This window comes from Burkholderia sp. 22313 (genome assembly GCF_052045245.1).
Lineage (GTDB): Bacteria > Pseudomonadota > Gammaproteobacteria > Burkholderiales > Burkholderiaceae > Burkholderia.
Genome location: NZ_JBQEON010000002.1, coordinates 202,020 through 224,838, shown reverse-complemented (window position 1 = coordinate 224,838; position 22,819 = coordinate 202,020). Strand labels below are relative to the sequence as shown.

The following is a 22,819-nucleotide window of genomic DNA, read 5'->3' as shown; positions in this document are numbered from 1 at the left end:
GAAGTTGCCCGTCATGCTGACAATGCAATGACTACAATGGCGTCATTGCAATGGACAATAATGCGATGATTCCGACCGATCTTCCCGACCTGAAGCTGCTCCAGCTTTTCGATCTGCTGTATGACGCGCGCAGCGTGACCCGCGTGGCCGAGCAACTCGGACAGAGTCAGCCGACGGTCAGCATCTGGCTCGGACGCCTGCGGGAACACCTTCACGATCCGCTGTTCATTCGAACGCCCGGCGGCATGGCGCCGACGCCGCAGGCCGACGCGCTGATCGGCCCGTGCCGGGAAATCCTCGAATCGTTGCGGCGCTTCGCGGCCTGGGAGATCGCGTTCGACCCGGCGACGGCCCAGCGCCGGTTTCGCATCTGCATGACCGACGCGAGCCATGTCACGCTGTTGCCGCGGCTTCTGGCGCACGTTCGCGCGCAGGCGCCGGGGGTCCGGCTGGAGGCGGCGCGGATCGACGGCAACACGGAACGGGCGCTCGAGTCGGGCGAGGCCGATCTCGCGATCGGCTATGTGCCGTGGCTGGGCGGCGGCATCTACCAGCAGAAGCTGTACGACCAGGACTGGGTGTGCCTGGCCAATCGCCATCACCCGAGGATTCGCGCTCGCCTCGGCGTGAAGCAGTATCGGTCGGAGGGCCATGTGGCCATTACCGCCGGAACGGGCGCGCAGCTGCTCGACCAGGCGCTGGTGCGGGCGCGCATCGAACGTCAGGTCGTGCTGGAATTGCCCGGATTCCTCGGTTTGGGCGCAATCATCCAGAGCACGGACCTGATCACGACGCTGCCTCGCCATATCGGCGAGACGCTGGCCCGGGCCAATGACCTGACGGTTCATGCGTGCCCGATCGAGGTCGAGGGTTTTGCGGTGCGACAACACTGGCACGCGCGATATCACCATGAAGCCGGCAATCGCTGGCTGCGCGGGGTCGTGGTGCAGTTGTTCGCGGATGCGCGGTGAGGGTGGGGTGGCGCTCGTGATCGATCACTGCGGACGGCCGCACGGCGACGGCGGGATCGTACTGTCACGTTACGTTTGATGCCGCGCGTGCCATTGCCGGTTGCAGGACGCGGACGCCGGCCGGGTATCCAGTCTTCCCCGGCAAAGGCGTCGCCGTCGAGAACAGGCATGAAAGTTCGTATTCGGACAACGAAGCATATCTCCACCCCGGCTCGAAATCCCGTCGGCGCGGACACGGCATTACACCTTCGGGTGGCTTTTTCGTCTTACATTTGCCCTTTCCAGGATGCAGGTTTTGTCCTGTTAAATGGAGGGTCTGTCCGTTGAGCATGTGAAAATTTGGCCATAGAGTGCTCCTACTAAAAACAGTCTGATCGTTCGGTTCAGCATACGGAGCGCACTATGGTCTATCAGATCACCCTCAATTTTGAAGACGGCGTAACTCGGCTTATCGACTGCGAAGAGGGCGAGCGCGTTACCGACGCCGCGATTCGCGCCAAACTCAATATCCCTCTCGATTGCCGTGACGGCGTGTGCGGTACCTGCAAGGCCGTATGCGAATCCGGAGAATACACGACGGGTGACTGCACGGATGAAACCATCAGCGCGGAAGAGCTGGCTCAGCGCAAAGTCCTGACATGCCAGATGAGCCCGAAGTCGGACTGCGTGATCCAGATCGCGTCGAGTTCGACGGGCAAGAGCGCTCGCGTGCACCAAGGCCGTCTGACGTCGATCGAGCGCGTTTCGGAAAGCACCATTGCATTCGCCGCCAAACTCGACGACCGTGTTGGGCTCGAATTCAAGGCCGGTCAATACGTGAACGTGACGGTTCCGGGCACGGATCTGACGCGCAGCTACTCATTCTCCTCGGGCCCCCAAGACGGTGACGTCTCGTTCCTGGTGCGCAATGTGCCGCAAGGCCTGATGTCCACGTGGCTGGCCGAGAAGGCGAAGGTCGGTGCTGCGATCGAGTTCAAGGGTCCATACGGCGGTTTCCATCTGCGAGAAATCGGGCGTCCGGTTCTGATGCTGGCCGGTGGCACGGGGCTCGCACCGTTCCTGTCGATGCTTGACGAGGTCCTGAAAAGCGGCGGCAGCAAGTATCCGATTCACCTGATCCTGGGCGTGAATACGGACAACGATCTGGTGTGCGTCGATCAACTCGAGGGATACGCGAAGCGGATCCCCGGTTTCACGTACGCAACGGTTATCGCGGACAAGACGAGCGCTCACCCGCGCAAGGGTTGGGTTACCGATCACATCGAGGCCGCTCAGCTCAATGACGGCGAAGTCGACATCTACCTGTGCGGGCCGCCCGCGATGGTCGATGCGGTAAGCAAGTATCTCAAGGACCAGAACGTGAATCCCGCGAGTTTCCATTATGAAAAATTCGCGACGGCAGCGCCTGCACAAGCTGTTGCTCCGGCTGCGGCTTCTGTCGTCGTATCGCAAGTGGTGGACGCGCCCGTTTCGTCCTCGGACGCGGCCAGGGCTTTCGAACTGGGCTTGCTGCTCGGTCGCTTGAACGCAGATCAGATCCAGACGTTCGGGGCCTTCGCTGCGGCACAAAATGCGCTGGTTCGAGCAACGGGCGATGATCAGCTGGTCAAGCTGTACGCAGAATTCGCACAAAACGATTTCGTGATGAAGGCGCTGGCCAAGCACGTGAAGCATGATTCCGGGGCGATGTCGGCTCTGGCTGACGAAGCCAAGGCCGGTGGTTGCCCGTTCCACGCGATGATCGACCAGACGCCGGCGACCGCGCTCCCTGCATACTCGCATGAATTGAAATGGCCCGCGGGCATGGAGCCGTTCAAGGTCGTTGACGACGGTTCGCAGGGCGACCCCTACGCTCACTACGAGTGGATGCGTGAAAACGCACCGGTTCTGCGCTGCCAGTCCACGACGTCCGACGTCTGGTTCCTCTCGCGTTACGAAGACGTGTTCAAGGCCGTTCGTAATACGAAGCTGTTCTCGTCAGAAGTGGTGAAGCCGGTGCCCCTCACGTTCCTCACGTTGTTTGACGGCGAAGCACACTCGCGTCTGCGCACGATTCTGCAACCGTCGTTTACGCCGCTGGCAATCGATCCGTTTGTTGAAGCGGTGACCGCACGTGCCAACGAACTGCTGGATGCGATGATTGCCAACGGCGGTGGCGACGTGGTTCAGGACTTCTCGATTCCGCTGTCGATTCGCACGATTTCGGCCATGCTGGATGTTCCGGCAGAAGACGAAGAGAAGATGAAGTTCTGGTCGGATGAAACCTTCTCGTACTTCGGACGTATTGCACGTAACGCGCTGGGCACCGGCACCGATGAGCAGAGTGCTAACGATTTTTGGGAATACCTCCGCGTCCAAATGCTGAAGCTCATGGACACGGACAGCCGGTCGATTGGCGCGCACATCGCACGTATGTGGAAGGACGGGCTGCTCAGCGAGAAAGAGGCAAAGGAGCTGTGCTCGTTCGTGTTCATCGCCGGCCACGACACGACGACTATCTTGGTGGCCAACGCGTTCCGCATGATGGCCGAGCAGCCGCACCACCTCGAACGATTGCGCGCCAACATGGACGACTGCGAGAAGTTCGTGGAAGAGACGGCACGCTATCGTGGCACCGTTCAACGCGTGTCCCGCGTGACGACCGCCGATACGACGGTCGCCGGCGTTCACATCCCGAAGGGTTCGATCATCCGACTGCTGCTGTCCTCGGCCAACCGTGACTCGCGCAAGTTCCCGGACGGTGAGACGTTCAACATCGACCGCGATAACGAAGCACACATGGGCTTCGGAAACGGGATGCACAAATGCCTGGGTATGCCGCTGGCGAAGCTGGAGACGCTGCTGTCGGTGCGTGCGCTGGCACAGAAAGTGGCTTCGATCTCGCTCGATGCCACGAAGGAAATCAAGTACGTGCGTGGCAACAACTTGACGAACTCGGGACCGGAGCACCTGTTTGTCAAGCTCACGGGCCGCTAACCCAGCAGGAATCGCTCTTGGGCATTAGAACGATACTCGGTTGGCCGTTCTCCCACTTGTTTGCGGAAGAAACGGCCGAAGTAGGCTTCATCCTGGAATCCTAGTTCGTTGGCGATTTGCTTCACGCTCATCGTTGAATAGCCGAGTAATCGTTTTGCTTCATGGATAGAACGCGCGTCGATAGCCTCGATCGCTGAAGTACCAAATGCGGCATGGCAGATTCGGGAAAGTTGGCCGGTGGTTACGCCCATGGCTTTGGCGTACTCACCGACTGGCCGGCGTTCACGACAGTGCTTGTCGAGCAGGGCGCGGAATTTTTCAATTCTGTCGGCCAGTGTTCGTTGCTCGGGATTGGCTGCCAGTTTCGCACTTTCGCCAAGACGTCCAACCTTAACGAACAAGGCAATCATCTGTGCAGCACCCGCAGCGAACTGCCAACGCGCGTCTACCAGCGTCTCTTGTCTGATCGATTGAAAAACGGTCTCTAGCGGGGTGCCCTTGTCAAGGTTGAGTATTCCCGACAGAACTGCCGGCGTTCGAACGAATTCCAGTAGATCTGGGGCCAAGGCCATGATCACGGATTCGAGTGCTGGCTGAGCCGCCGTAACAACGTGTCCCTCAATGTCGTTCGCGAAGTGGAAGTTATGCACCGATTGTGCAGGGACCGAAATGAGGCAGGGGGCCTGAAATGTCCAGGTCCTGCCGTCAATCGACGTCTCTCCGCCACCGTGGGTGATGTATAGCACCTGGATCAGGGCACGGTGGACGTGAGGCTCGATTTCGAAGTCGAAAAGACTGGCACGCAGTGAGATAGGCTCGTAATGAACCATATCGTCGTGGGGGGCATTGCTCTCCGCTCCGTAGAGCACGAAGTTCGAAATCGCATTTCGCTCGCGTTGCACGGTTTGTCCTGCTATTTGAGTAGTTTGTCCATTGTCACATACTTGGCCAGTGTGTGAAATGGCGGAACGATTCTCCATAGAAGTAACCTTCCAAAAAGTCGGGTATCCATATGAGTCAAGAAATTCAAAATCCGGCGCAGCCTGGGCTGCACCTGAATGGCAAGATTGTTGTCGTGACAGGCGCGGGCTCGGGTATCGGTGCCGGCATCGCACAGGCGTTCGCGCGCGTGGGGGCCCACGTTGCTCTCGTGGATAAAAACTTCGAAGGTGCGAAGGCCGTAGCCTCGTCGCTGCGTGATGAGGGTCTGGTTGCATTGCCCTTCGCTTGCGACGTATCGGATGAGAAGTCGGTCGTCGCTGCCGCTGACGACGTGCGTGCCACGATGGGCCCGGTCAACGCCCTGATCAACAATGCGGGCTTGCTCCGCGCTGGCTCGCTGGAAATGGTTTCGATCGAGGACTGGAATCTCTCACTGTCCGTGAACCTGACGGGCTACCTGCTGTGCGCTCGTTCGTTCGGCAAGGATATGCTGGCCGCAGGCAAGGGCAGCATCGTTCACGTGGCTTCGATCGCAGCACTCAACCCGCAGACGAATAGCGGCTCGTATTCGCCGGGCAAGGCAGGCGTGCTCCTGCTCTCGCGCCAACTGGCAGCAGAGTGGGGGCCCCGTGGTGTGCGCTCGAACTGCGTGCTCCCCGGCATGATCCGTACCGCACTGTCGGCCAGGTTCTATGAAGAGCCGGGTTTCGAAGAGCGTCGTGCGCAAGTCGTTGCCTCGCGTCGTATCGGTGAACCGGAAGATCTGGCAGGACCCGCACTGTTCCTGGCCTCGGACCTCGCGGCCTACGTCAACGGCGCAGAGATTCTCACCGATGGCGGTCTGAACTGCATGCTCATGGACCAGGTTCCACGTCCTGGTTTCAACGCAGTGCCTGCAAAGTAATCCGTGACTACGACAAGGAAGTCAGACATGAAGAAGACAACTTGCGATTTGGTGGTCGTTGGTTCCGGTGCAGCTGGACTTGCTACGGCCATCACGGCAAAGAAGCGCGGCCTCAATGTTGTGGTCGTGGAAAAGGAAGCAGTGTTCGGCGGCACAACCGCACTGTCAGGCGGTGTTCTCTGGATTCCGCTCTCCCACTATGGCCGCAAGCAGAATCAGGCAGACTCGGTAGAGAAGGTCAAGCAGTACCTGCAGGAAGAAGCGGGCAAGAATTACGACGACGCTGCTGTCTCGTGTTTTATCGAGAACGGCGCGAAGATGGTGGACTTCTTCGAGAAGGAAACCGATACGAAGTTCGTACCCACGATGTATCCCGATTACAACCCGCATAAGCCGGGCGGACAGGATATCGGCCGCTCGATTTTGGCCGCACCGTACGACATTCGTGGCCTCGGTAAGGACATGAATCGTCTGAAGCCGCCGCTCGAAACGATCACGTTCATCGGCATGATGTTCAATTCGAGCAATGCCGACCTCAAGCATTTCTTTCAGGCGACGAAGAGCTTCAAGTCATTCTGCTACGTGGCAAGGCGTCTGGCCACACACGTCAAGGAACTGACGCTCTATCGTCGCGGTATCAACGTCACGAGTGGTAACGCGCTGGCCGCACGCCTCGCGGCCTCGGCGCTGAAGCTCGGTATTCCGATCATGACCTCGACGCCGGTTCGTGGTTTGCTGACCGAAAATGGCAAGGTCACCGGCGTGCACGCTGTGGGCCCGGACAGTGAAGTCCAGATCGTGGCAAGGCACGGTGTCGTGCTCGCGGCAGGCGGCTTCCCTCACGACCTCAAGCGACTGGCCCAGGTCTACCCGCACGTCAAGAATGGGGGCACCCACTTGAGCCCGACGCCGGAAAGCAATACCGGTGACGGCGTCAACATGGCCGAGAAGGCGGGTGCAGCCCTGGGTATGGCCTATGCCGACGCCAGCGCATGGATGCCGGTGTCGAAGGTGCCGCTCGGTGGTGGTCGTACCGGCGTGTTCCCCCACCTGCTGGACCGCTACAAGCCCGGCATTATCGGTGTGCTGTCCAATGGCAAGCGCTTCACCAACGAATCAAATTCGTACCACGACGTTGGAGCAGCACTGATGCGTGCATGCGAAGGCCAGCGTGAAACCGCGATGTGGCTCATCTGCGACAAGGACGCGCTGGCGAAATACGGTCTGGGCTACGTCAAGCCTGCACCGATGCCGACCGGTGGTCTGATCAGGAAGGGCTACCTGATCAAGGGCAAGACCCTGCGTGACCTGGCGCAACAGTGTGGTATCACCGCGGACACGCTGGAAAAGACGGTCGCTGAATACAACAAGGGCGCGGTCGTCGGCCAGGATATGCAATACGGTCGCGGCACGACGGCATTCAACCGCTATCTGGCCGATCCGGAAAACAAGCCGAATCCGTGTGTCGCACCGGTCCAAAACGGTCCGTTCTACGCGGTCAAGGTGCTGATGGGCGACCTCGGTACGTTCGACGGTATCGAAACGGCGGTCACGGGCGAAGTGCTGCGTAAGGATGGTTCGCAGATCGAAGGTCTGTACGCAGTGGGCAACGACCGAAAGTCAATGATGGGCGGGGCTTATCCGGGCGCGGGTATTACCCACGGTCCGAACATGACGTTTGGCTACGTCACGGGCAACACGATTGCAGACAAAGTAAATGGGATGGGCGCATGGTAAATCTCGCAAAGCCGCTGGTCGATCACCGGACGTACACGATTGCACTTCGCAAGATGCCGGAGTTTCTGGAGGTGTTCAATCGATTGGCCATGCCGATTCTGCTCGAAACGCTGGGCCATCCTTTGGGTTTCTGGACCTCGATGGTTGGGCCACAGAATCAGTTCACCCATTTGTGGGGCTATGAGGATCTGGCCGATTACGAGCGCCGTTGTCGAGCCCGTGACACACACCCGGATTTCCCCAAGTATCTGGCGGCGTCGGGCCATCTGATTACCGCGCAAACGACCCAGCTTATTCGCGCTATATCGATGTCCGCCGTCGCAAAATAGCAGCATTATTAATGGACGAGTCCAGGCTGGGCCCTGGTATAGCTATAAGTTCGCCATGCCGATCGAGGCATCGGGCCATCTGATCACGGCGCAGGAGACGCGGCTCATTCGTGCCGCCGCGCCGGGTAGCGTCGCAGGGTAAGCCAGCAGGCCGTTATCGCATGCCTTCGGCCCACTTCGCGTCTCGCGCTACGACGTGCCTAATGCCAGATCGCGATGAGCAGAGCTCTGGAATTCGCGGGGCGTCGCGCCTGTCTGCTTGCGAAAGTAGCGGCTGAAATAGGCGCTGTCCTCGAATCCCAGACTGTGCGCGATCTGCTTGACCGTCATGCCCGAGTAGACGAGATCGCGCTGCGCTTCGCGAATCAGATGGTCGTTGATCAGCGCGGTGGGTGACGAACCGAGTTCTTCGCGGCAGATGCGGCCGAGTTGCGGTGGGGTGACATCAAGCGCGTCTGCATAGAACTCCACCGGGCGATGCTCGCGGAAATGCTGGGCAATCAGCTCGCGAAAGCGTCTGATTTGCTGGCTGCGCCGCGCGGCGAGCGCGGCCACCGGCACGTTGGCATGATCGACAAGCCGCGCCGCCTGTACGAAAAGTGCCATCAGCAATGACATGCCCGCTGCCGTATAACCGGCCGAGCCACGGCGAAACTCGTTCTCAAGCATATGGAAGAGCGGCATCAGCGTCTCGTCGCTGGCTGCTGGCCCGCTCACTGGAATCACGGCCGGGCGCTGGAGAACCGCGACGAGCGTTGACGAAACGGACTTCGCAACGGACTCCAGCGCGCGCTGGGCCGCCGTGACGACCAGGCCGTCAATCTCCGGCGAAAACGCGAAGCCGTGCACCACCTGCGCAGGAACGATCACGAGGCAGGGCGGGTTAAACGGCGTTTTTTCGCTCTCGATGACGACGTGACCCTGACCGCTGCGGATGTAGAGAAACTGCAGCAGCGCGTCGTGACGGTGCGCCGGAATGTTCCAGTCGTTCGGCCGGCTGCGCTCCGGAATCCACTCGAAATTGAATGCATCGTGCCACGGCGGCCGCGCGGCCGATGCTTCCCCATACAGCTCGTAACTAGGGATTTTCCTCATGTCACCTTCCCTCAGATGTGCAGATTGTCCTGTTTTTCCTCAGTTTTGTCCATGATCGGCCGATGCCGTCTGCCTATACTTCATGCAGACGGAATCGATGAGCATGCTTCGTTGGAGACGTAAGGCACCCTATGGTGTATGCCTTTCAAGCATTAGATTCTGATAACTAACGAAATAGAAGCACTAGACCGTCGCAATAAAAAAACATCAATTTCTGGAGACATCGCAATGCAAACGCCCGATCGCACCGGCTCCGCCGGAGCGCAGCCCCCGTACGTCCTTCACGTTGCCGGAGGACGGTCATGAAGACTTCCGAACGCGTCATCGATACCCAGGCCTTCATTGACGGCCAGAGATTCTCGCCATTTCAGTGGGTCATTCTCGTGCTGTGCTTCCTTGTCGTCGCCGCCGACGGCTACGACACGGCGGCGATCGGCTTTATCGCACCGTCGCTCGTGCAGCAGTGGGGCATTGCTCGCGTCGCGCTCGGCCCGGTCATGAGCGCGGCGCTGGTCGGGCTGGGCATCGGTGCGGTGCTGGCCGGCCCGCTCGCAGACCGGCTCGGACGCAAGACTGTGCTGGTGCTTTCCGTTGCGTTCTTTGGACTGTGGAGTCTTGCCGCGGCATTCGCCAACACGGTGGAGTCACTGACCGTGCTGCGCTTTTGCACCGGTCTCGGTCTCGGCGCCGCCATGCCGAACGCCGTCACGCTGATGTCCGAATATGCACCGACGCGCGTGCGCGCGGTCGTCGTCAATGCAATGTTCTGTGGCTTTTCCACGGGTCTCGCACTCGGCGGATTCGCCTCGGCATGGCTGATTCCGCATTTCGGCTGGCAAAGCGTGCTGGTCGCCGGCGGTGTCGGTCCGATCGTGCTTACGGTTCTGCTGATCCTGCTCTTGCCGGAGTCCGTTCAGTTCATGGCGGTACGTCAACGTGCCGACGCGAAAATCGCACGTATCCTTGGCCGTATTGCACGCGGCGCAACGCTTGAAGGCTGCCGCTTCGTCGCCCCGGAGGGTGGCCTGAGCACGAAGCGTGAATCGGCGATTCGCGTGGTCCTGTCGCGACAGTACCGCTTCGGGACGCTGATGTTGTGGCTTGCCTACTTCATGGGCCTGCTGATCTATTACCTGCTCACCAACTGGCTGCCCACGCTGTTTCGGGACACGGGTTTCTCCGGCGCGCGTGCGGCCCTGATGACGTCGCTTTTCCCGCTTGGCGGCGTGCTGGGCAACCTGTGCGTGGGCTGGTTCATGGACCGCCTCAACGCCAATCGCGTGATCGCGGCCACGTATGTGTTCGCAGCAGTCATGGTCCTGCTGGTAGGGCGCGGTGTCGGCCATCAGTGGTGGCTCGGCACGCTCATCTTCCTGACCGGCACATTGGTCACGAGCGCAGTCACGTCGATGTCCGCCCTGGCCGCCGCGTTTTATCCGACACACGGGCGTGCGACTGGCGTTGCCTGGATGCTCGGCGTGGGGCGCATAGGGGGCGTGGCCGGTGCACTGGTCGGTGCGGCACTGATGGGCTTCGGCTGGCAGATCGGATCGGTGTTCAGCCTGCTTGCGGTGCCGGCGCTGGTGTCCGCGTGCGCGTTGTTCCTCATGATCGGGCGGGGCGCGCCCGTTACGCGGACGCACGCACAGCACAGCGTGCCGATGCACTAGGCAACGAGCCGGCTTTGTCGTGAATTCTCGTGAGCATAATTAGATTTACTAATAATTTATAATTGGATGATCGCAGATGAAAAAGAAGCTTCTCGCATTGGCCCCGCTTTGCATGTACGGCGCATCGGCATGGGCGCAAAGCAGCCTTACGCTGTACGGTGTGCTGGACGAAGGCATCATGTTCAACACCAACGTCGCTACCGGGCCGTCGAAAGGCGCGAAGAAGTGGTACCTCGACTCGCTCAACGGCATGTACGGCAGTCGCTGGGGCATGAAGGGCTCAGAGGACCTGGGGGGCGGCACGCGGGCGATCTTCACGCTCGAATCCGGCGTGAATCTGAATACGGGTGCCGCAGGGCAAGGGGGGCTTCAGTTCGGACGCCAGGCCGCCGTCGGCCTGAGCAACCAGCGCTTCGGTGACCTCACGTTAGGGCGGCAGTACGATTCGGTCGTCAACTATGCGCAAGCGGTTACGATTCAGGGCTATCTGGCGAGCCAGGTTTTCCAGCATCCGGGTGACTTCGACAACACCGCGAACTCGCTGCGCACCAACAATGCCGTTCGCTACGCGAGCCCCAACATCAATGGACTCACGTTTGGCGCCACGTGGAGCGTGGGCGGCCAACCCGGCAATATCAGCGGCAATGGTGGCTATTCGGCCGGCGCGGCGTACTCCAATGGCGTGGTGACCCTGGCGGCCGCGTACCTCTACTTCAAGAATCCGACCGCCGTCACCGCCGGACAGGGCTTCTTCACGAGCAACGGCAGTGGGACGCAGTTGACCGGCGTCCTGAATAAGGGTTATGCAAGTGCGAATTCGTATCAGGTGGCCATAGCGGGCGCGCTGTACACGATTGGACCGGTGCAGATCGGCGCATCGTGGTCGAACATCGAGTACGGCAATATCGTGGCACTGGGCGGCGTGAGTGCGAGGTTCAATAACGTGGATGCGGGAGTGAAGTGGTCGGTCACGCCGGCGTTCAATCTCGGTGCGGCCTACGACTACGCGAAGGGCAACAACATCCACACGCCGGATGGCGCAAACGTCGGCAATCAGCATTTCAACCAGGTCAGCGTGATGGCCGATTACTTTCTTTCGAAACGAACCGATCTTTACGCCGAAGGCGCGTACCAGATTGCGGCGGGGACGTCGTCCACGGGTGCAGCTGCGGTGGCCAACATCGGCAATGCCGGCGACTCATCGAACCGCCACCAGGCGCTCGTGCGCGTCGCGCTTCGTCACAGGTTCTGAGGTAGCGCGGCCCCCACAAACGGCTTTTTCATCACGTGCAAGGTCACGCGCTCAAAAGGGGGGGCGCGTGGCCTTGCGCCTCGATCCGCGCGCGTGTTGATCTCGCTGAAGGGCAACTGCCCACTGCTGGCAACAGTGAAATCACTTTCCCTTACGAAAGGCATTGGGCGTCACGCCAGTGAATCGCTTGAAGAAGCGCGTGAAATACGCGGGCTCCGTGAAGCCCAAAAAATCCGATATCTGATTGATATTGAGTGCGGTGTAGGTGAGACTGCGCTTGGCCTCCAGCAGTAATCGCTGGTGGACGAGGGCGAGCGCGCTTTTGCCTGCTATCCGCTGACAAACCATATTCAAATACACCGGTGTCACGCCCAGGCGTTCGGCGTAGCGGCTGATCGAATAATGCTCGCGGTAGTGTTTTTCGATCAGCCCGGAGAATGCCTTCAGGTGGGCCTGGCCTCGATCCTGAGATTCGCCTCTTACCTCGCCTTGCTGATCCTGGCGACTGACCCATACCACGAGCGCGCTGACGAGCGAGCGGAGCATCAGGTCCCTTGAAGGCGCCGGAAGGCCGTATTCCTGATTCAACTGGACGCATAGCGTGTTCAGGTACGCCCGGTCGTCGCCAACCGAATAGCAGCCCGGGTGCTCCAGCACGTGCCGCGGCGCATCGATTTGCTGCTGAAGCCAGTTCACTAGCGGCGCGGCGATAGTAATCACATAGCCGTCGACTTCCGGAGAAAACTGGAAGCCATGCACGCACATCGGCGGGACGACCTGGACCGATGGCGTGTTTATGCGGGTCTTCTCGCCCTCAATTTCGAGCCGTGCCACGCCCTTCTGGACGTACAGAATTTGCGCGAGGTCCGCGTGCCGGTGTTGCCGGATTTCCCAGTCGTGCAGACTGCTTCGCTCGGGTATCGACTCGCAGTGCAGCAAATCGAGCGTGCTCCAGTCTGGCCCTTCGCCGTATAACTTGAAGACGGGGATGTCGTGCTGCGCCGGACGCTTCATGAGTTCATTAGCGGAGCATGGGCCCGCACGGGACTTTTTAAAAGTCCTATTTTAATCGCAAAAATTGCCTTACCAGCGCCGTGCATTTCTAGAAAAATACAATTCAACCGCGGCGCTAATTATTGGGGCTCGAAGAGCGGAGCAGAAGTCGCGGTGTAGAGGAATACAGGAGACATCGGTCATGAAGACCCAAGTAGCGATCATCGGCGCCGGGCCGTCCGGCCTGCTTTTGGGACAGTTGTTGCACAAAGCGGGCATCGACAACGTCATTCTCGAACGTCAAAGCGGCGAATATGTGCTTGGCCGAATCCGTGCGGGCGTGCTCGAGCAGGGCATGGTCGACCTGATGCGCGAAGCAGGCGTACGCGAGCGTATGGATGCCGAAGGGTTGGTTCACGACGGCATCGAACTGGTGTTGGGTGGGCGACGTGATCGCATCGACCTGAAGCAGCTCACGGGTGGTTCGTCGGTGCTGGTGTACGGCCAGACCGAAGTGACGCGCGATTTGATGGCGGCACGCGCGGCAAGCGGTGCGACCACGATCTACGAAGCGGCCAACGTTCAATTGCACGACGTGAAAGGCGAAGCGCCCTACGTCACATTCGAAAAGAACGGCGAGACATACCGACTGGATTGCGATTACGTTGCGGGCTGCGATGGCTTCCATGGCGTTTCACGCAAGACAATCCCGGCGGAAGTGCTCACGCATTACGAGCGCGTCTATCCGTTTGGCTGGCTCGGCATGCTTTCCGATACCCCGCCTGTCAATCACGAACTGATCTACGCGCATCACGAGCGCGGCTTTGTGCTCTGCAGCCAGCGTTCGACGACGCGCAGCCGTTACTACCTGCAAGTGCCGTTGACCGAGAAAGTCGAAGACTGGTCCGACGAACGCTTCTGGGAAGAGTTGAAAACGCGCCTGCCGCAGGATGTGGCGGAGAAGGTCGTCACAGGTCCGTCGCTCGAGAAGAGCATTGCGCCGCTGCGCAGCTACGTGGTTGAACCAATGCAGTACGGCAAGCTGTTTCTCGTGGGCGATGCGGCGCATATCGTGCCGCCGACCGGCGCGAAGGGCTTGAATCTCGCGGCAAGCGACGTAAGCACGCTGTATCGGATCCTGATTCGCGTGTATCGCGACGGCCGTACCGATCTACTGGAAAGGTATTCGCAAATCGCGCTGCGCCGTGTGTGGAAGGCAGAGCGTTTCTCGTGGTTCATGACGAACCTCCTGCATGAGTTCCCGGAGCGCGACGCGTTCGACAAGCGCATGCAGCGTACCGACTACGACTACTACACGACTTCCGAAGCCGGACTCAAGACGATCGCGGAAAACTACGTTGGTTTGCCGTATGAGCCGATTGAATGAAGCAGCTGTGATGCCCGCCTGATTTGCACTCTCCCGCCATGAAGAGGTATCTCGGGGTACGCCACCGGTGTTCCCGAGATCCTGCATCCGTCTTTTCACAAGACGAATTTCTTCCGCACTTTCAGGGCCAATCTATCAGACAAATATTTCTGATTATCAAATTTTACATAATGCGTATGATCGAATTTTTTCGTTGTAGGAGCAAAGTTATAATGTCGTGTTCTGGCTATTTACAGATGTCGTGTTTTTGACTGCTGGCATGCTGGACGGCTCGTTGAGCGAGCGCGGAGCCGACCATGCAGCCAGCCGGATTGGTGACACTGACGATGCGAGAGCTTGATCGACTCGAGGCGACGCTGCCTGCGCTCGCCCGGAAACGCGCACAGGCCGACGACCTGCTCGCGCTGCTGGCCGGCCGCTACCCGGTCGACTGGCAGACGCCGGACCTGTCGCTCGACGGCATCGAACTGCCCGCCAGCCTGCCCGATACGGCGCCGTCGTCGCTGGTGCGCCGGCGGCCCGACATCCTGGAGGCGGAAGCCCGGTTGCACGTGGCCAGCGCGCAGGTCGGCGTCGCGACGGCCGCGCTCTACCCGAACCTCACGCTGTCCGCATCGGGTGGATTCGACAGCCTCGTCGCCGGCAAGCTGTTCGCGCCGGCCGGCCGCGCGTGGAGCGTCGGCGCCGGGCTCACCGCGCCGCTGTTTCATGGCGGCACGCTGCTGAACCAGCGCCGTGCCGCGCAGGATGCGTACGACGAGGCCGATGCGACTTATCGGCAGGTCGTGCTGTCGGCGTTCTCGCAAGTGGCCGACACGTTGCGCGCGCTCGCCAACGATGCGGCGGCGCTCGACGCGCAGGCCCGCGCGCTGGCCGCGGCCCGCGAAGCGCTGAAGCTGACGCAGGCCGGCTACGACGCAGGGATCGCCGGCTACGTCCCGTTGCTGGTCGCCGACGTGCAATACCATCAGGCGCGGATTGCGTGGCTGCAGGCTGTCGCGCAGCGGCTGCAGGACACCGTCGCGTTCTATGTCGCGCTCGGCGGCGGCTGGGGTGACGCAGGCTGACAGGCGGGGCGCACGGCATCCCGCCTTCATTCGACCCTTCAGCCCGTATGCGCGGCGACGTCGGGACGCTGCCACGGCGGCAACTCCGCCCAGCCGAGCGGACCATAGACGGTGCCGCCCGCGGCCTCGATCGTCTCGACGAACGCGGCGAGCGTCGCCCCGGCCGGCACGGCCAGCGTCATCGCATCGATGAAATCCTCGCTGCGCAGCCACGGCGCGGCGCCGTGGTTGATCTGCTGGACGCTCCAGGCGTGCCCGTGCCGCCCGGCCTCGGGCGGCAACAGGCTCGGCGCGTCGAACGCAACCCTGAGCAACTGCGCGCGCGAATCGCTGTACGGCGGTTTCGCGGCGCTCTGGTACGGCACGTCCGCCCAGCGCTCGCCGCATTGCTCGTCGAGCGGCAAGCAGGTAAACCACGCCCAGGGCGAGCGGACGAAACACAGCCGGTAAAGGGGCCCGGCACCATCGAGATTGGCGATCAACGTCATGATGGATTCATCCCGAAAGACGCGTGATACCGACACGCGGCACACGTGCGGCATGCGCGGATAACGGGGCCACGACACGGCACCGCATGCGCGCACGGAATCACTATCCTGCCGCCGCCGAGGCCGAGGCTTGATCGTCGTCAAACCGGGCGCCGTCCGGGAATTTCGTCCGGCGCGCGAGGCGATCCCGCAATTCCTGATTTCGGTCAACCGCCGCGCGCGCGTTCGGGATGTAATCGACGTACTGCTCCGTCGACTCTGCGCGAGGCGATCCATGAAACTGACTTTTCTCGGTGCGACCGAAACCGTGACCGGCTCGAAGTATCTGGTCGAGCATGGCAGCCGGCGCGTCCTCGTCGATTGCGGCCTGTTCCAGGGGACGAAGAACCTGCGGCTGCGCAACTGGCACCCGCTGCCGCTCGCGCCCGACACGCTCGACGCGGTCGTGCTCACGCACGCGCATATCGATCACACCGGCTACCTTCCGGTGCTGGTGCGCGACGGATTCCGCGGGCCGGTGTACTGCACGGCGGGCACCGCCGAACTCTGCGACATCATGCTGCGCGACAGCGCGCGGCTGCAGGAAGAGGAAGCGGACTTCGCGAACCGGCACGGTTACTCGAAGCATCATCCGGCGCAACCGCTTTACACGCTGGACGACGCGCAGCGCGCGCTGCACCTGCTGAAGCCTGTCGCGTTCGACGATTGCACTACGCTGGCGGGTGGCTTGACGTTCCGACTGCTGCCGGCCGGGCATATCCTCGGGGCGGCGAGCGTCGTGATGCACTGGGATCACAAGGTGCTCGCGTTCTCCGGCGACCTCGGCCGGTATCACGACCCGATCATGCAACCGCCGCGGCCGCCCGCGCATGCGGACTACCTGGTGGTTGAATCGACGTACGGCGACCGGCTGCACCCGGCGTCCGATCCCGAGAACGAACTGGCCGCGATGTTCGACCAGACCTTCGCGCGCGGCGGGGTCGTCGTGATGCCCTGCTTCACCGTCGGCCGAGCACAGGAAATCCTGCACTACATCGCGCGGTTGAAGGCGTCCGGCCGCATGGCGCGCGTCCCGGTGTTCCTCGACAGCCCGATGGCGACGGACGTGACCGAAATCTATCGCCATCATCTCTTCGAACACCGGCTGAGCGCGTCCGAAGCGAACGCGCTCGGCCACGCGGCGACGATGATCCGGTCGGTCGACCAGTCGAAGGCGATTGCCGAACATCATGGCCCGATGGTCATCATCGCCGGCAGCGGAATGGCGACCGGCGGACGCGTGCTGCATCACCTGAGCCGCTACGCGCCCGACGCGCGCAACACGATCGCGCTGGTCGGCTACCAGGCCGTCGGCACGCGCGGTGCGGCGCTGGCCGCACACGAGCCGACGCTGAAGATTCACGGCGAGTACGTCCGCGTGCGCGCGCAGGTCGAGTCGATCACGGCGCTGTCGGCCCATGCCGACTACGAAGAGGTTCTCAAGTGGCTCGGCACGATGCCGTGTGCGCCCGTGCGGACCTTCATCACGCATGGCGAACCCGCCGCGGCGGATGCATTGCGCCGGCGTATTTCCGAGACCCTGCATTGGCCGTGCGAAGTGCCGACTTACGCGCAGTGCATCGATCTGGACGAAGTCGAGGCCGGCGGCACGCAGGAGCCTGCCGCGCTTTCGACCTGACCGACCTGACGGCGCTGCCGGCGAAAGCGCCGGTCGCGCGTGGCGGGACGCAGATGTTCGCGGCTCCCGTCACGCGCGACCGCATCATCAGCCGACTTCGATGATCACCTTCAGCGCATGGGTCTGCGCGGCGCGCCCGAACGTGTCGTACGCGCCTTCCACGTCGTCGAGCGAGAACCGGTGCGTGATCAGGCGCTTCGGATCGAGACGCCCGGCGCGCACGGTCTTCAGCAGCATCGGCGTGCTCACCGTGTCGACGAGCCGTGTCGTGATCGAGATGTTGCGATCCCACAGTTTCTCGAGGTGCAGGTCGGCCTTGACGCCATGTACGCCGATGTTCGCGACCACGCCGCCCGGTGCGACGAGCGCCGTGCACATCTCGAACGTCGCCGGAATGCCGACCGCTTCGATCGCGCAATCCACGCCGACGCCGTCGGTCAGCTTCATCACTTCCGCCACCGGGTCGCCGCTGCGGCCGTCGATGCAGTCGGTCGCGCCGAAGTGTCGGGCGATCTCGAGCCGGTTGCCGTCCGGGTCGATCATGATGATCCGCGCCGGCGAATAGAACTGCGCGGTCAGCAACGCGGCCAGCCCGATCGGCCCCGCGCCGACGATGGCGACCGAGCATCCCGGCTGCACCTTGCCGTTCAGCACGCCGCATTCGAATCCGGTCGGCAGGATGTCGGACAGCATCACGAGCGCGTCCTCGTCCGCGCCCGGCGGAATCCGGTACAGGCTGGTCGGCGCATGCGGGATGCGCACGTACTCGGCCTGGGTGCCGTCGATCCGGTTGCCGAGAATCCAGCCACCGGTCGTGCAATGCGAATACAAGCCGCGGCGGCAGTACTCGCAGCGGCCGCACGACGAGATGCATGAAATCAGCACGTGATCGCCTGGCTTCAGCGAGTCGACCGCGGCGCCGGCCTGCTCGACGATGCCCACGCCTTCGTGGCCGAGAATGCGGCCGGGTTCGCACGTCGGCACGTCGCCCTTGAGGATGTGCAGATCGGTGCCGCAGATCGTCGTGCGCGTCACCCTGACGATCGCATCGGTCGGCGACTGCAATTCCGGTTTGGGCCGCTGTTCGAGCGCCTTGCGCCCGGGGCCGTGGTAAACGAGTGCTTTCATCGCTGTTCCTCCATCGAAAAGACGGCCTGTTGGCTGGCCAACGCCGGCGCATGCCGATCCTGCGCCAGCCATGCCGCGAGCGCGCAGGACGCGACCCGCACGGCAACGCTGTCGGCGCGGCTCGTCAGTACGATCGGCACGCGCGCGCCCACGACGATGCCTGCGTTCGCGGCACCGCCCAGGTATTCGAGTTGCTTCGCGAGCATGTTGCCCGCTTCGAGATCGGGAACCACCAGGATGTCGGCGCGGCCGGCAACCGGCGAATCGATCCCCTTGTCGCGCGCGGCCCGCTGCGATATCGCGTTGTCGAACGCGAGCGGGCCGTCGACGATCGCCCCGGTGATCTGCCCGCGCTCCGCCATCTTCGCCAAGGCCGCCGCGTCGAGCGTCGAACGCATTGCCGGATTGACCGTCTCGACCGCGCACAGCACCGCCACGCGCGGGCAGGCAACGCCCAGCGCATGGGCGACGTCGATCGCGTTCTGCGTGATGGCCGCCTTCTGCGCAAGATCCGGTGCGATGTTGACTGCCGCGTCGGTCAGGATGAACGGCCTCGGATACGCAGGCGTTTCGATCAGGAAACAATGCGACATGCGCTTGTCCGTGCGCAGCCCCGATTCCGCGGCGACGACCGCGCCCATCAGCTCGTCCGTATGCAGGCTGCCCTTCATCAGCGCGCCGGCGCGGCCGGACGCCGCGAGTTCCACCGCGCGTGCCGCTGCCGCATGGCTGTGCGGCACGTCGTCGATCGTCCACGTCGCCAGATCGACGCCCGCCTCGTGCGCCACGCGCAGCACCTTCGCGCGCGGTGCGACGATCAACGGCTCGATCGATGCGCCCAGCGGCGACGTGTTGATCGCAGCAAGCGCGACGAGGCTGGCCGTATCGCATGGATGCACGACGGCGACGGTGAGCGGTGGCGCGCTGCGTGCACGTGCGATCAGCTCGGGGAGTGTGCCGTCCGCCCGCGGCAGCAGTCCGGGCAGGCGCGCGCCGCCCGGCGGATCTCGCTGCAGGTGGTCGTTCATGTCGTGAGCACGTAGGTACCGGGTGCCGCGGCGAAACCGGCGGCCGGCACACGTGCCGGCACGTCGCCCGACGAATGCGCGTGCAGCCAGTCGCGCCAGCACGTCCACCACGATCCGTCGACCACCGGCGTTTCGCTCACGAAGTCGTGCCGGCTGCGGTAAGGCGCGCCGGGCTCGCGCGTCGCGCAGCGATAGTGGCGCCCGGAATGGCCGGGCTCGGACACGATGCCGGCATTGTGGCCGCCGGACGCCAGCACGAAGGTCAGCGCGTGGTGCGTGAGCAGGTGGAGCGTGTACACGGAACGCCAGGGCGACACGTGATCGCGCTCGGTCCCGACCACGAACGTCGGCACGTCGATATCCGACAGCGCGACCGGCCGCCCGTCGACGCAGTAGCGGCCCGCCGCGAGATCGTTGTCGAGAAAGAGCCGTGTCAGGTATTCCGTGTGCATCCGATACGGCATGCGCGTGGTGTCCGCATTCCACGACATCAGGTCGTTCGCCTTCGTGCGCTTGCCGAGCAGGTATTCGCTCATCATCCGCGACCAGATCAGGTCGCGCGCGTTCAGCATCTGGAATGCGGCAGACATCTGCGCGCCGTCGAGGTAACCCTGCCGCCACATCAGTGCATCGAGCGCGGACAGTTCGCTGGCGTCGATGAAGAGACCCAGTTCACCGGGTTCGCTGAAATCGGTCTGGGCCGCCAGCAACGTGACGGATCGCAATGCCTCGTGTTGACGGCCGTCGCGCGCGAGCGCCGCCGCACCGATCGTCAGCAGCGTGCCGCCGAGGCAATAGCCGACCGCATGAACGGCTTCGCCGCAAATCGACCGGACCGCGTCGAGCGCCGCCATGCAGCCGTCGCGCAGATAATCGTCGAGGCCGAGCGCGCGTGCCTCCGCGCCCGGATTGCGCCACGACACGGCGAACACCGTGTAGCCGGCATCGACGAGGAAGCGGATCAGCGAATCGTGCGGCTGCAGGTCGAGGATGTAGTACTTCATGATCCACGACGGCACGATCACGATCGGCTCGCGTGCCACGTCGGCCGTCGTCGGGTCGTATTGCAGCAACTCGCACAACGCGTTGCGCCATACGACGCGGCCCGGCGTGATCGCCACGTCGCGCCCCGGCAGATAGGTGCGTGCGTCGCGGGCCCGCGTGCCGTTCGCGCGATCGAGCCACGCGTGCACGTCGTCCAGCCAGTTTCGGAAGCCCGCCGCGAGATTCGCGCCGCCGCTGCGCATCGTCGCGTCGAGCACGACCGGGTTGGTCGCCAGGAAATTGCCCGGCGAGCAGGCGTCGAGCCATTGTCGCGCGGCGAATCCGACCAGTTTCTCATGATGCGGTTCGACGCCCGGCACGCCGCGCGTCGCGTTTTGCCACCAACGCTGGATCGACAGGAAGCTGTCGCGATACGCATGAAACGGCCATCCGGCCCACGCCGGCGCGGCAAAGCGCGGATCAGCCTGCCCCGCGTGCACGGTCATGCCACTCGGGTCTGCAGCGTCGGCCTCGCCCTCGCCCCGGTTTGCCGCCGGTGCAACGGCCGCCAGCCACGCCTGCGTCGCGAGCTCGAAGCATGTTCCCGGCGACACCGCCAGATGCGCGCCCCAGTCGAGCATGGCCAGCGCAAGCGATACGGGTGACAGCCCGAAGGTCATCGCGGCCACGTTCGCATGCGCCGCGCGGTTCCATCGTTCGGCGGGCGTCGTGGCGGCTTGCGCACATTCGGTCGCGCTCGACGCAGGTTCGTCCGTACCCGGTGGCCTCATCGATTCGTGCCCGATCCGCGCACGCATGACGGATGCGCTCATCGCATGTACATCCCGCCGTTGACGTCGAATTCCGCGCCGGTCGCGAAAGCCCCCGCGTCGGAACTCAGGAACGTGACGAGCGCGGCGATTTCGTCGGGGTCGCCAAGCCGGCCAACCGGTATCTGCGGCAGGATCTTCGTGTCGAGCACGTCCTTCGGCACCGACTCGAGCATCGCGGTGGCCAGGTAGCCGGGCGCGACCGTGTTCACTGTCACGCCGTGGCGCGCGAGTTCGAGCGCCAGCGCCTTCGTGAAGCCATGGATGCCCGCCTTCGCGGCCGCATAGTTCGCCTGCCCGTATGCGCCGCGCGCCCCGTTCACGGAGCCGATGTTCACGATCCGCCCGAAGCCGGTTTCGATCATGCCCGGCACGAACGGCTTCGTCATGTTGAACATGCCGTCGAGATTGGTACGCAACACCGCGTCCCACATGCGCTTGGTCATCTTCACGAAGGTGGCGTCGTGCGTGACGCCGGCGTTGTTGACGAGCACGTCGACACGCCCGAACTCGGCCAGCACGCGTGCCGCGCAATGCTGGCACGAATCGTAGTCGGCAACGTCCACTTCGAACGCATGGAACGTCCGGCCCGCCTCGCGTTCGTGCGTGAGCCAGGTCGCGACGTGGTCGTTGCGTTCCGTGTGCGATACCGCCACCGTGATGCCGGCATCGTGCAGGCGGCGGCTGATCGCGGCGCCGAGCCCGCCCATTCCGCCGGTGACGAACGCGACACGCTCAGCGCACATGGTCGCGCTCCCGTGCGTCGGCAATGCCGTTCACGGGCCGGTCGGCAACCGGCGATTCGTCATGCGCGCCGGCTGCATCCTCGATCCCGCGCTCCAATGCCGCCATCCACTCGGCCCACGGCATACTGGCCCCGTTGACCACGGCCAGTCTTCCCAGATCGGGCAACCAGTCGGTCTGATAGCGCGGCAGCGCACCGGCGCCGTATTCGCGCAACCAGCTGCGCCATGCACCGGCGCTCTCGTATTGCGAACGCATGCACATCTCGGTGGCATCCTGCCAGATCGCGACGCTCGCGATCGCGTAGTCGCGCATCACGCGCTGCGTCGCCACGGCGAAGGCCGTCCATTCCGGCGTTTCAGCAAACGCCCGCTGCAGCCGGCGCACCGCGTCACGGTCCCGATCGATGCGCCGCCCTGCCAGCGCATGCCATTCGTGCTGCCAGTCGCGGTTCAGTGCGACCATCCGCAACGCGAGGTCGCAGCCCGCGCGGCAAACGTCATTCGGTGTCGTCAAAGCGTACGTGCTCATCGGCTTCCCTTTTTCGATCCGATCAATGGGTTGGCATCCTGCCTCGTGCCGCACACCCCGCATCGGCGTCGCGACCGTTTCACTG

The 22,819-nt window shown here is 62.8% G+C and carries 18 protein-coding genes and 1 pseudogene; 10 read left to right on the top strand and 9 right to left on the bottom strand.

The features are described 5' to 3' along the window. Positions 1 to 50 precede the first annotated feature (50 nt). Both ACTJKF_RS02730 and benC read left to right on the top strand, forming a co-directional pair. Positions 51 to 971: a LysR family transcriptional regulator gene (locus ACTJKF_RS02730; protein ID WP_440622011.1), complete on the top strand. Its 921-nt coding sequence runs from the start codon at positions 51 to 53 to the stop codon at positions 969 to 971. A gap of 402 nt (positions 972 to 1,373) precedes the next feature. Beyond that, entirely contained in the window at positions 1,374 to 3,947 is a 2,574-nt protein-coding gene (benC, locus tag ACTJKF_RS02725; RefSeq protein ID WP_440622010.1) for a benzoate 1,2-dioxygenase electron transfer component BenC, read from the top strand. On the opposite strand, the gene ACTJKF_RS02720 is transcribed toward benC, so the two are convergent. Further along, positions 3,944 to 4,849, bottom strand: coding sequence for a helix-turn-helix domain-containing protein (locus tag ACTJKF_RS02720; protein WP_440622144.1), 906 nt, complete (start codon positions 4,847 to 4,849; stop codon positions 3,944 to 3,946). The two genes, benC and ACTJKF_RS02720, sit on opposite strands and share 4 nt — an antisense overlap. A 110-nt stretch (positions 4,850 to 4,959) precedes the next feature. Here ACTJKF_RS02720 and ACTJKF_RS02715 point away from each other — a divergent pair, with 110 nt between their 5' ends. From ACTJKF_RS02715 to ACTJKF_RS02705, 3 genes are read left to right on the top strand one after another with little or no spacing between them, the layout of a single operon-like run. Further along, positions 4,960 to 5,793 carry an SDR family NAD(P)-dependent oxidoreductase gene (locus tag ACTJKF_RS02715; RefSeq protein ID WP_440622009.1) on the top strand — a complete coding sequence of 278 codons (834 nt, stop codon included), beginning with the start codon at positions 4,960 to 4,962 and terminating at the stop codon, positions 5,791 to 5,793. Between the two features lie 27 nt (positions 5,794 to 5,820). Then, positions 5,821 to 7,530 (top strand): FAD-dependent oxidoreductase, encoded by a 1,710-nt coding sequence (locus tag ACTJKF_RS02710; protein WP_440622008.1) that lies wholly within the window; start codon positions 5,821 to 5,823, stop codon positions 7,528 to 7,530. After that, the gene (locus ACTJKF_RS02705) at positions 7,524 to 7,859 is read left to right on the top strand and encodes an NIPSNAP family protein (RefSeq protein ID WP_440622007.1); all 336 of its coding nucleotides are present in this window, start codon (positions 7,524 to 7,526) and stop codon (positions 7,857 to 7,859) included. The genes ACTJKF_RS02710 and ACTJKF_RS02705 overlap by 7 nt, the downstream gene beginning before the upstream one ends. A 189-nt stretch (positions 7,860 to 8,048) precedes the next feature. On the opposite strand, the gene ACTJKF_RS02700 is transcribed toward ACTJKF_RS02705, so the two are convergent. Then, positions 8,049 to 8,954 (bottom strand): helix-turn-helix domain-containing protein, encoded by a 906-nt coding sequence (locus ACTJKF_RS02700; RefSeq protein ID WP_440622006.1) that lies wholly within the window; start codon positions 8,952 to 8,954, stop codon positions 8,049 to 8,051. A 302-nt stretch (positions 8,955 to 9,256) separates the two neighbouring features. On the opposite strand from ACTJKF_RS02700, the gene ACTJKF_RS02695 reads away from it, so the two are divergent. Together ACTJKF_RS02695 and ACTJKF_RS02690 are read left to right on the top strand one after the other, a co-directional pair. Next, a complete protein-coding gene (locus tag ACTJKF_RS02695; protein WP_440622005.1) occupies positions 9,257 to 10,624 on the top strand; it encodes an MFS transporter in 1,368 nt (455 codons plus the stop codon). 76 nt (positions 10,625 to 10,700) lie between these two features. Further along, complete coding sequence (locus ACTJKF_RS02690) at positions 10,701 to 11,876, top strand: porin (protein ID WP_440622004.1); 1,176 nt, start codon at positions 10,701 to 10,703, stop codon at positions 11,874 to 11,876. A gap of 141 nt (positions 11,877 to 12,017) precedes the next feature. Here ACTJKF_RS02690 and ACTJKF_RS02685 read toward each other — a convergent pair whose 3' ends face one another. Then, entirely contained in the window at positions 12,018 to 12,890 is an 873-nt protein-coding gene (locus ACTJKF_RS02685; protein ID WP_440622003.1) for a helix-turn-helix domain-containing protein, read from the bottom strand. Between the two features lie 181 nt (positions 12,891 to 13,071). On the opposite strand from ACTJKF_RS02685, the gene pobA reads away from it, so the two are divergent. After that, positions 13,072 to 14,256, top strand: coding sequence for a 4-hydroxybenzoate 3-monooxygenase (gene pobA, locus ACTJKF_RS02680; protein ID WP_440622002.1), 1,185 nt, complete (start codon positions 13,072 to 13,074; stop codon positions 14,254 to 14,256). Positions 14,257 to 14,600: 344 nt separating this feature from the next. Further along, positions 14,601 to 15,323: pseudogene (locus ACTJKF_RS02675) on the top strand (efflux transporter outer membrane subunit); the annotation flags it as partial. A gap of 38 nt (positions 15,324 to 15,361) precedes the next feature. Here the strand turns inward: ACTJKF_RS02675 and ACTJKF_RS02670 are convergent. Then, positions 15,362 to 15,811 carry a hypothetical protein gene (locus ACTJKF_RS02670; protein ID WP_440622001.1) on the bottom strand — a complete coding sequence of 150 codons (450 nt, stop codon included), beginning with the start codon at positions 15,809 to 15,811 and terminating at the stop codon, positions 15,362 to 15,364. A gap of 274 nt (positions 15,812 to 16,085) precedes the next feature. On the opposite strand from ACTJKF_RS02670, the gene ACTJKF_RS02665 reads away from it, so the two are divergent. Continuing rightward, on the top strand, positions 16,086 to 17,489 hold the full coding sequence (locus ACTJKF_RS02665) for an MBL fold metallo-hydrolase RNA specificity domain-containing protein (protein ID WP_440622000.1): 1,404 nt from the start codon (positions 16,086 to 16,088) through the stop codon (positions 17,487 to 17,489). Between the two features lie 87 nt (positions 17,490 to 17,576). On the opposite strand, the gene ACTJKF_RS02660 is transcribed toward ACTJKF_RS02665, so the two are convergent. Genes ACTJKF_RS02660 through ACTJKF_RS02640 form a run of 5 tightly spaced genes read right to left on the bottom strand, consistent with a single transcriptional unit; the run spans position 17,577 to position 22,734 of the window. After that, complete coding sequence (locus ACTJKF_RS02660) at positions 17,577 to 18,617, bottom strand: zinc-dependent alcohol dehydrogenase family protein (protein WP_440621999.1); 1,041 nt, start codon at positions 18,615 to 18,617, stop codon at positions 17,577 to 17,579. Next, positions 18,614 to 19,645, bottom strand: coding sequence for a bifunctional enoyl-CoA hydratase/phosphate acetyltransferase (locus tag ACTJKF_RS02655; protein ID WP_440621998.1), 1,032 nt, complete (start codon positions 19,643 to 19,645; stop codon positions 18,614 to 18,616). Before ACTJKF_RS02655 ends, ACTJKF_RS02660 begins: the two co-directional genes overlap by 4 nt. Then, positions 19,642 to 21,462, bottom strand: a complete 1,821-nt coding sequence (locus tag ACTJKF_RS02650) for a PHA/PHB synthase family protein (protein WP_440621997.1) — start codon at positions 21,460 to 21,462, stop codon at positions 19,642 to 19,644. The genes ACTJKF_RS02655 and ACTJKF_RS02650 overlap by 4 nt, the downstream gene beginning before the upstream one ends. Next, a complete protein-coding gene (locus ACTJKF_RS02645) occupies positions 21,459 to 22,205 on the bottom strand; it encodes a beta-ketoacyl-ACP reductase (RefSeq protein WP_440621996.1) in 747 nt (248 codons plus the stop codon). Before ACTJKF_RS02645 ends, ACTJKF_RS02650 begins: the two co-directional genes overlap by 4 nt. Continuing rightward, positions 22,195 to 22,734 carry a hypothetical protein gene (locus ACTJKF_RS02640; protein ID WP_440622143.1) on the bottom strand — a complete coding sequence of 180 codons (540 nt, stop codon included), beginning with the start codon at positions 22,732 to 22,734 and terminating at the stop codon, positions 22,195 to 22,197. Before ACTJKF_RS02640 ends, ACTJKF_RS02645 begins: the two co-directional genes overlap by 11 nt. Positions 22,735 to 22,819 lie beyond the last annotated feature (85 nt).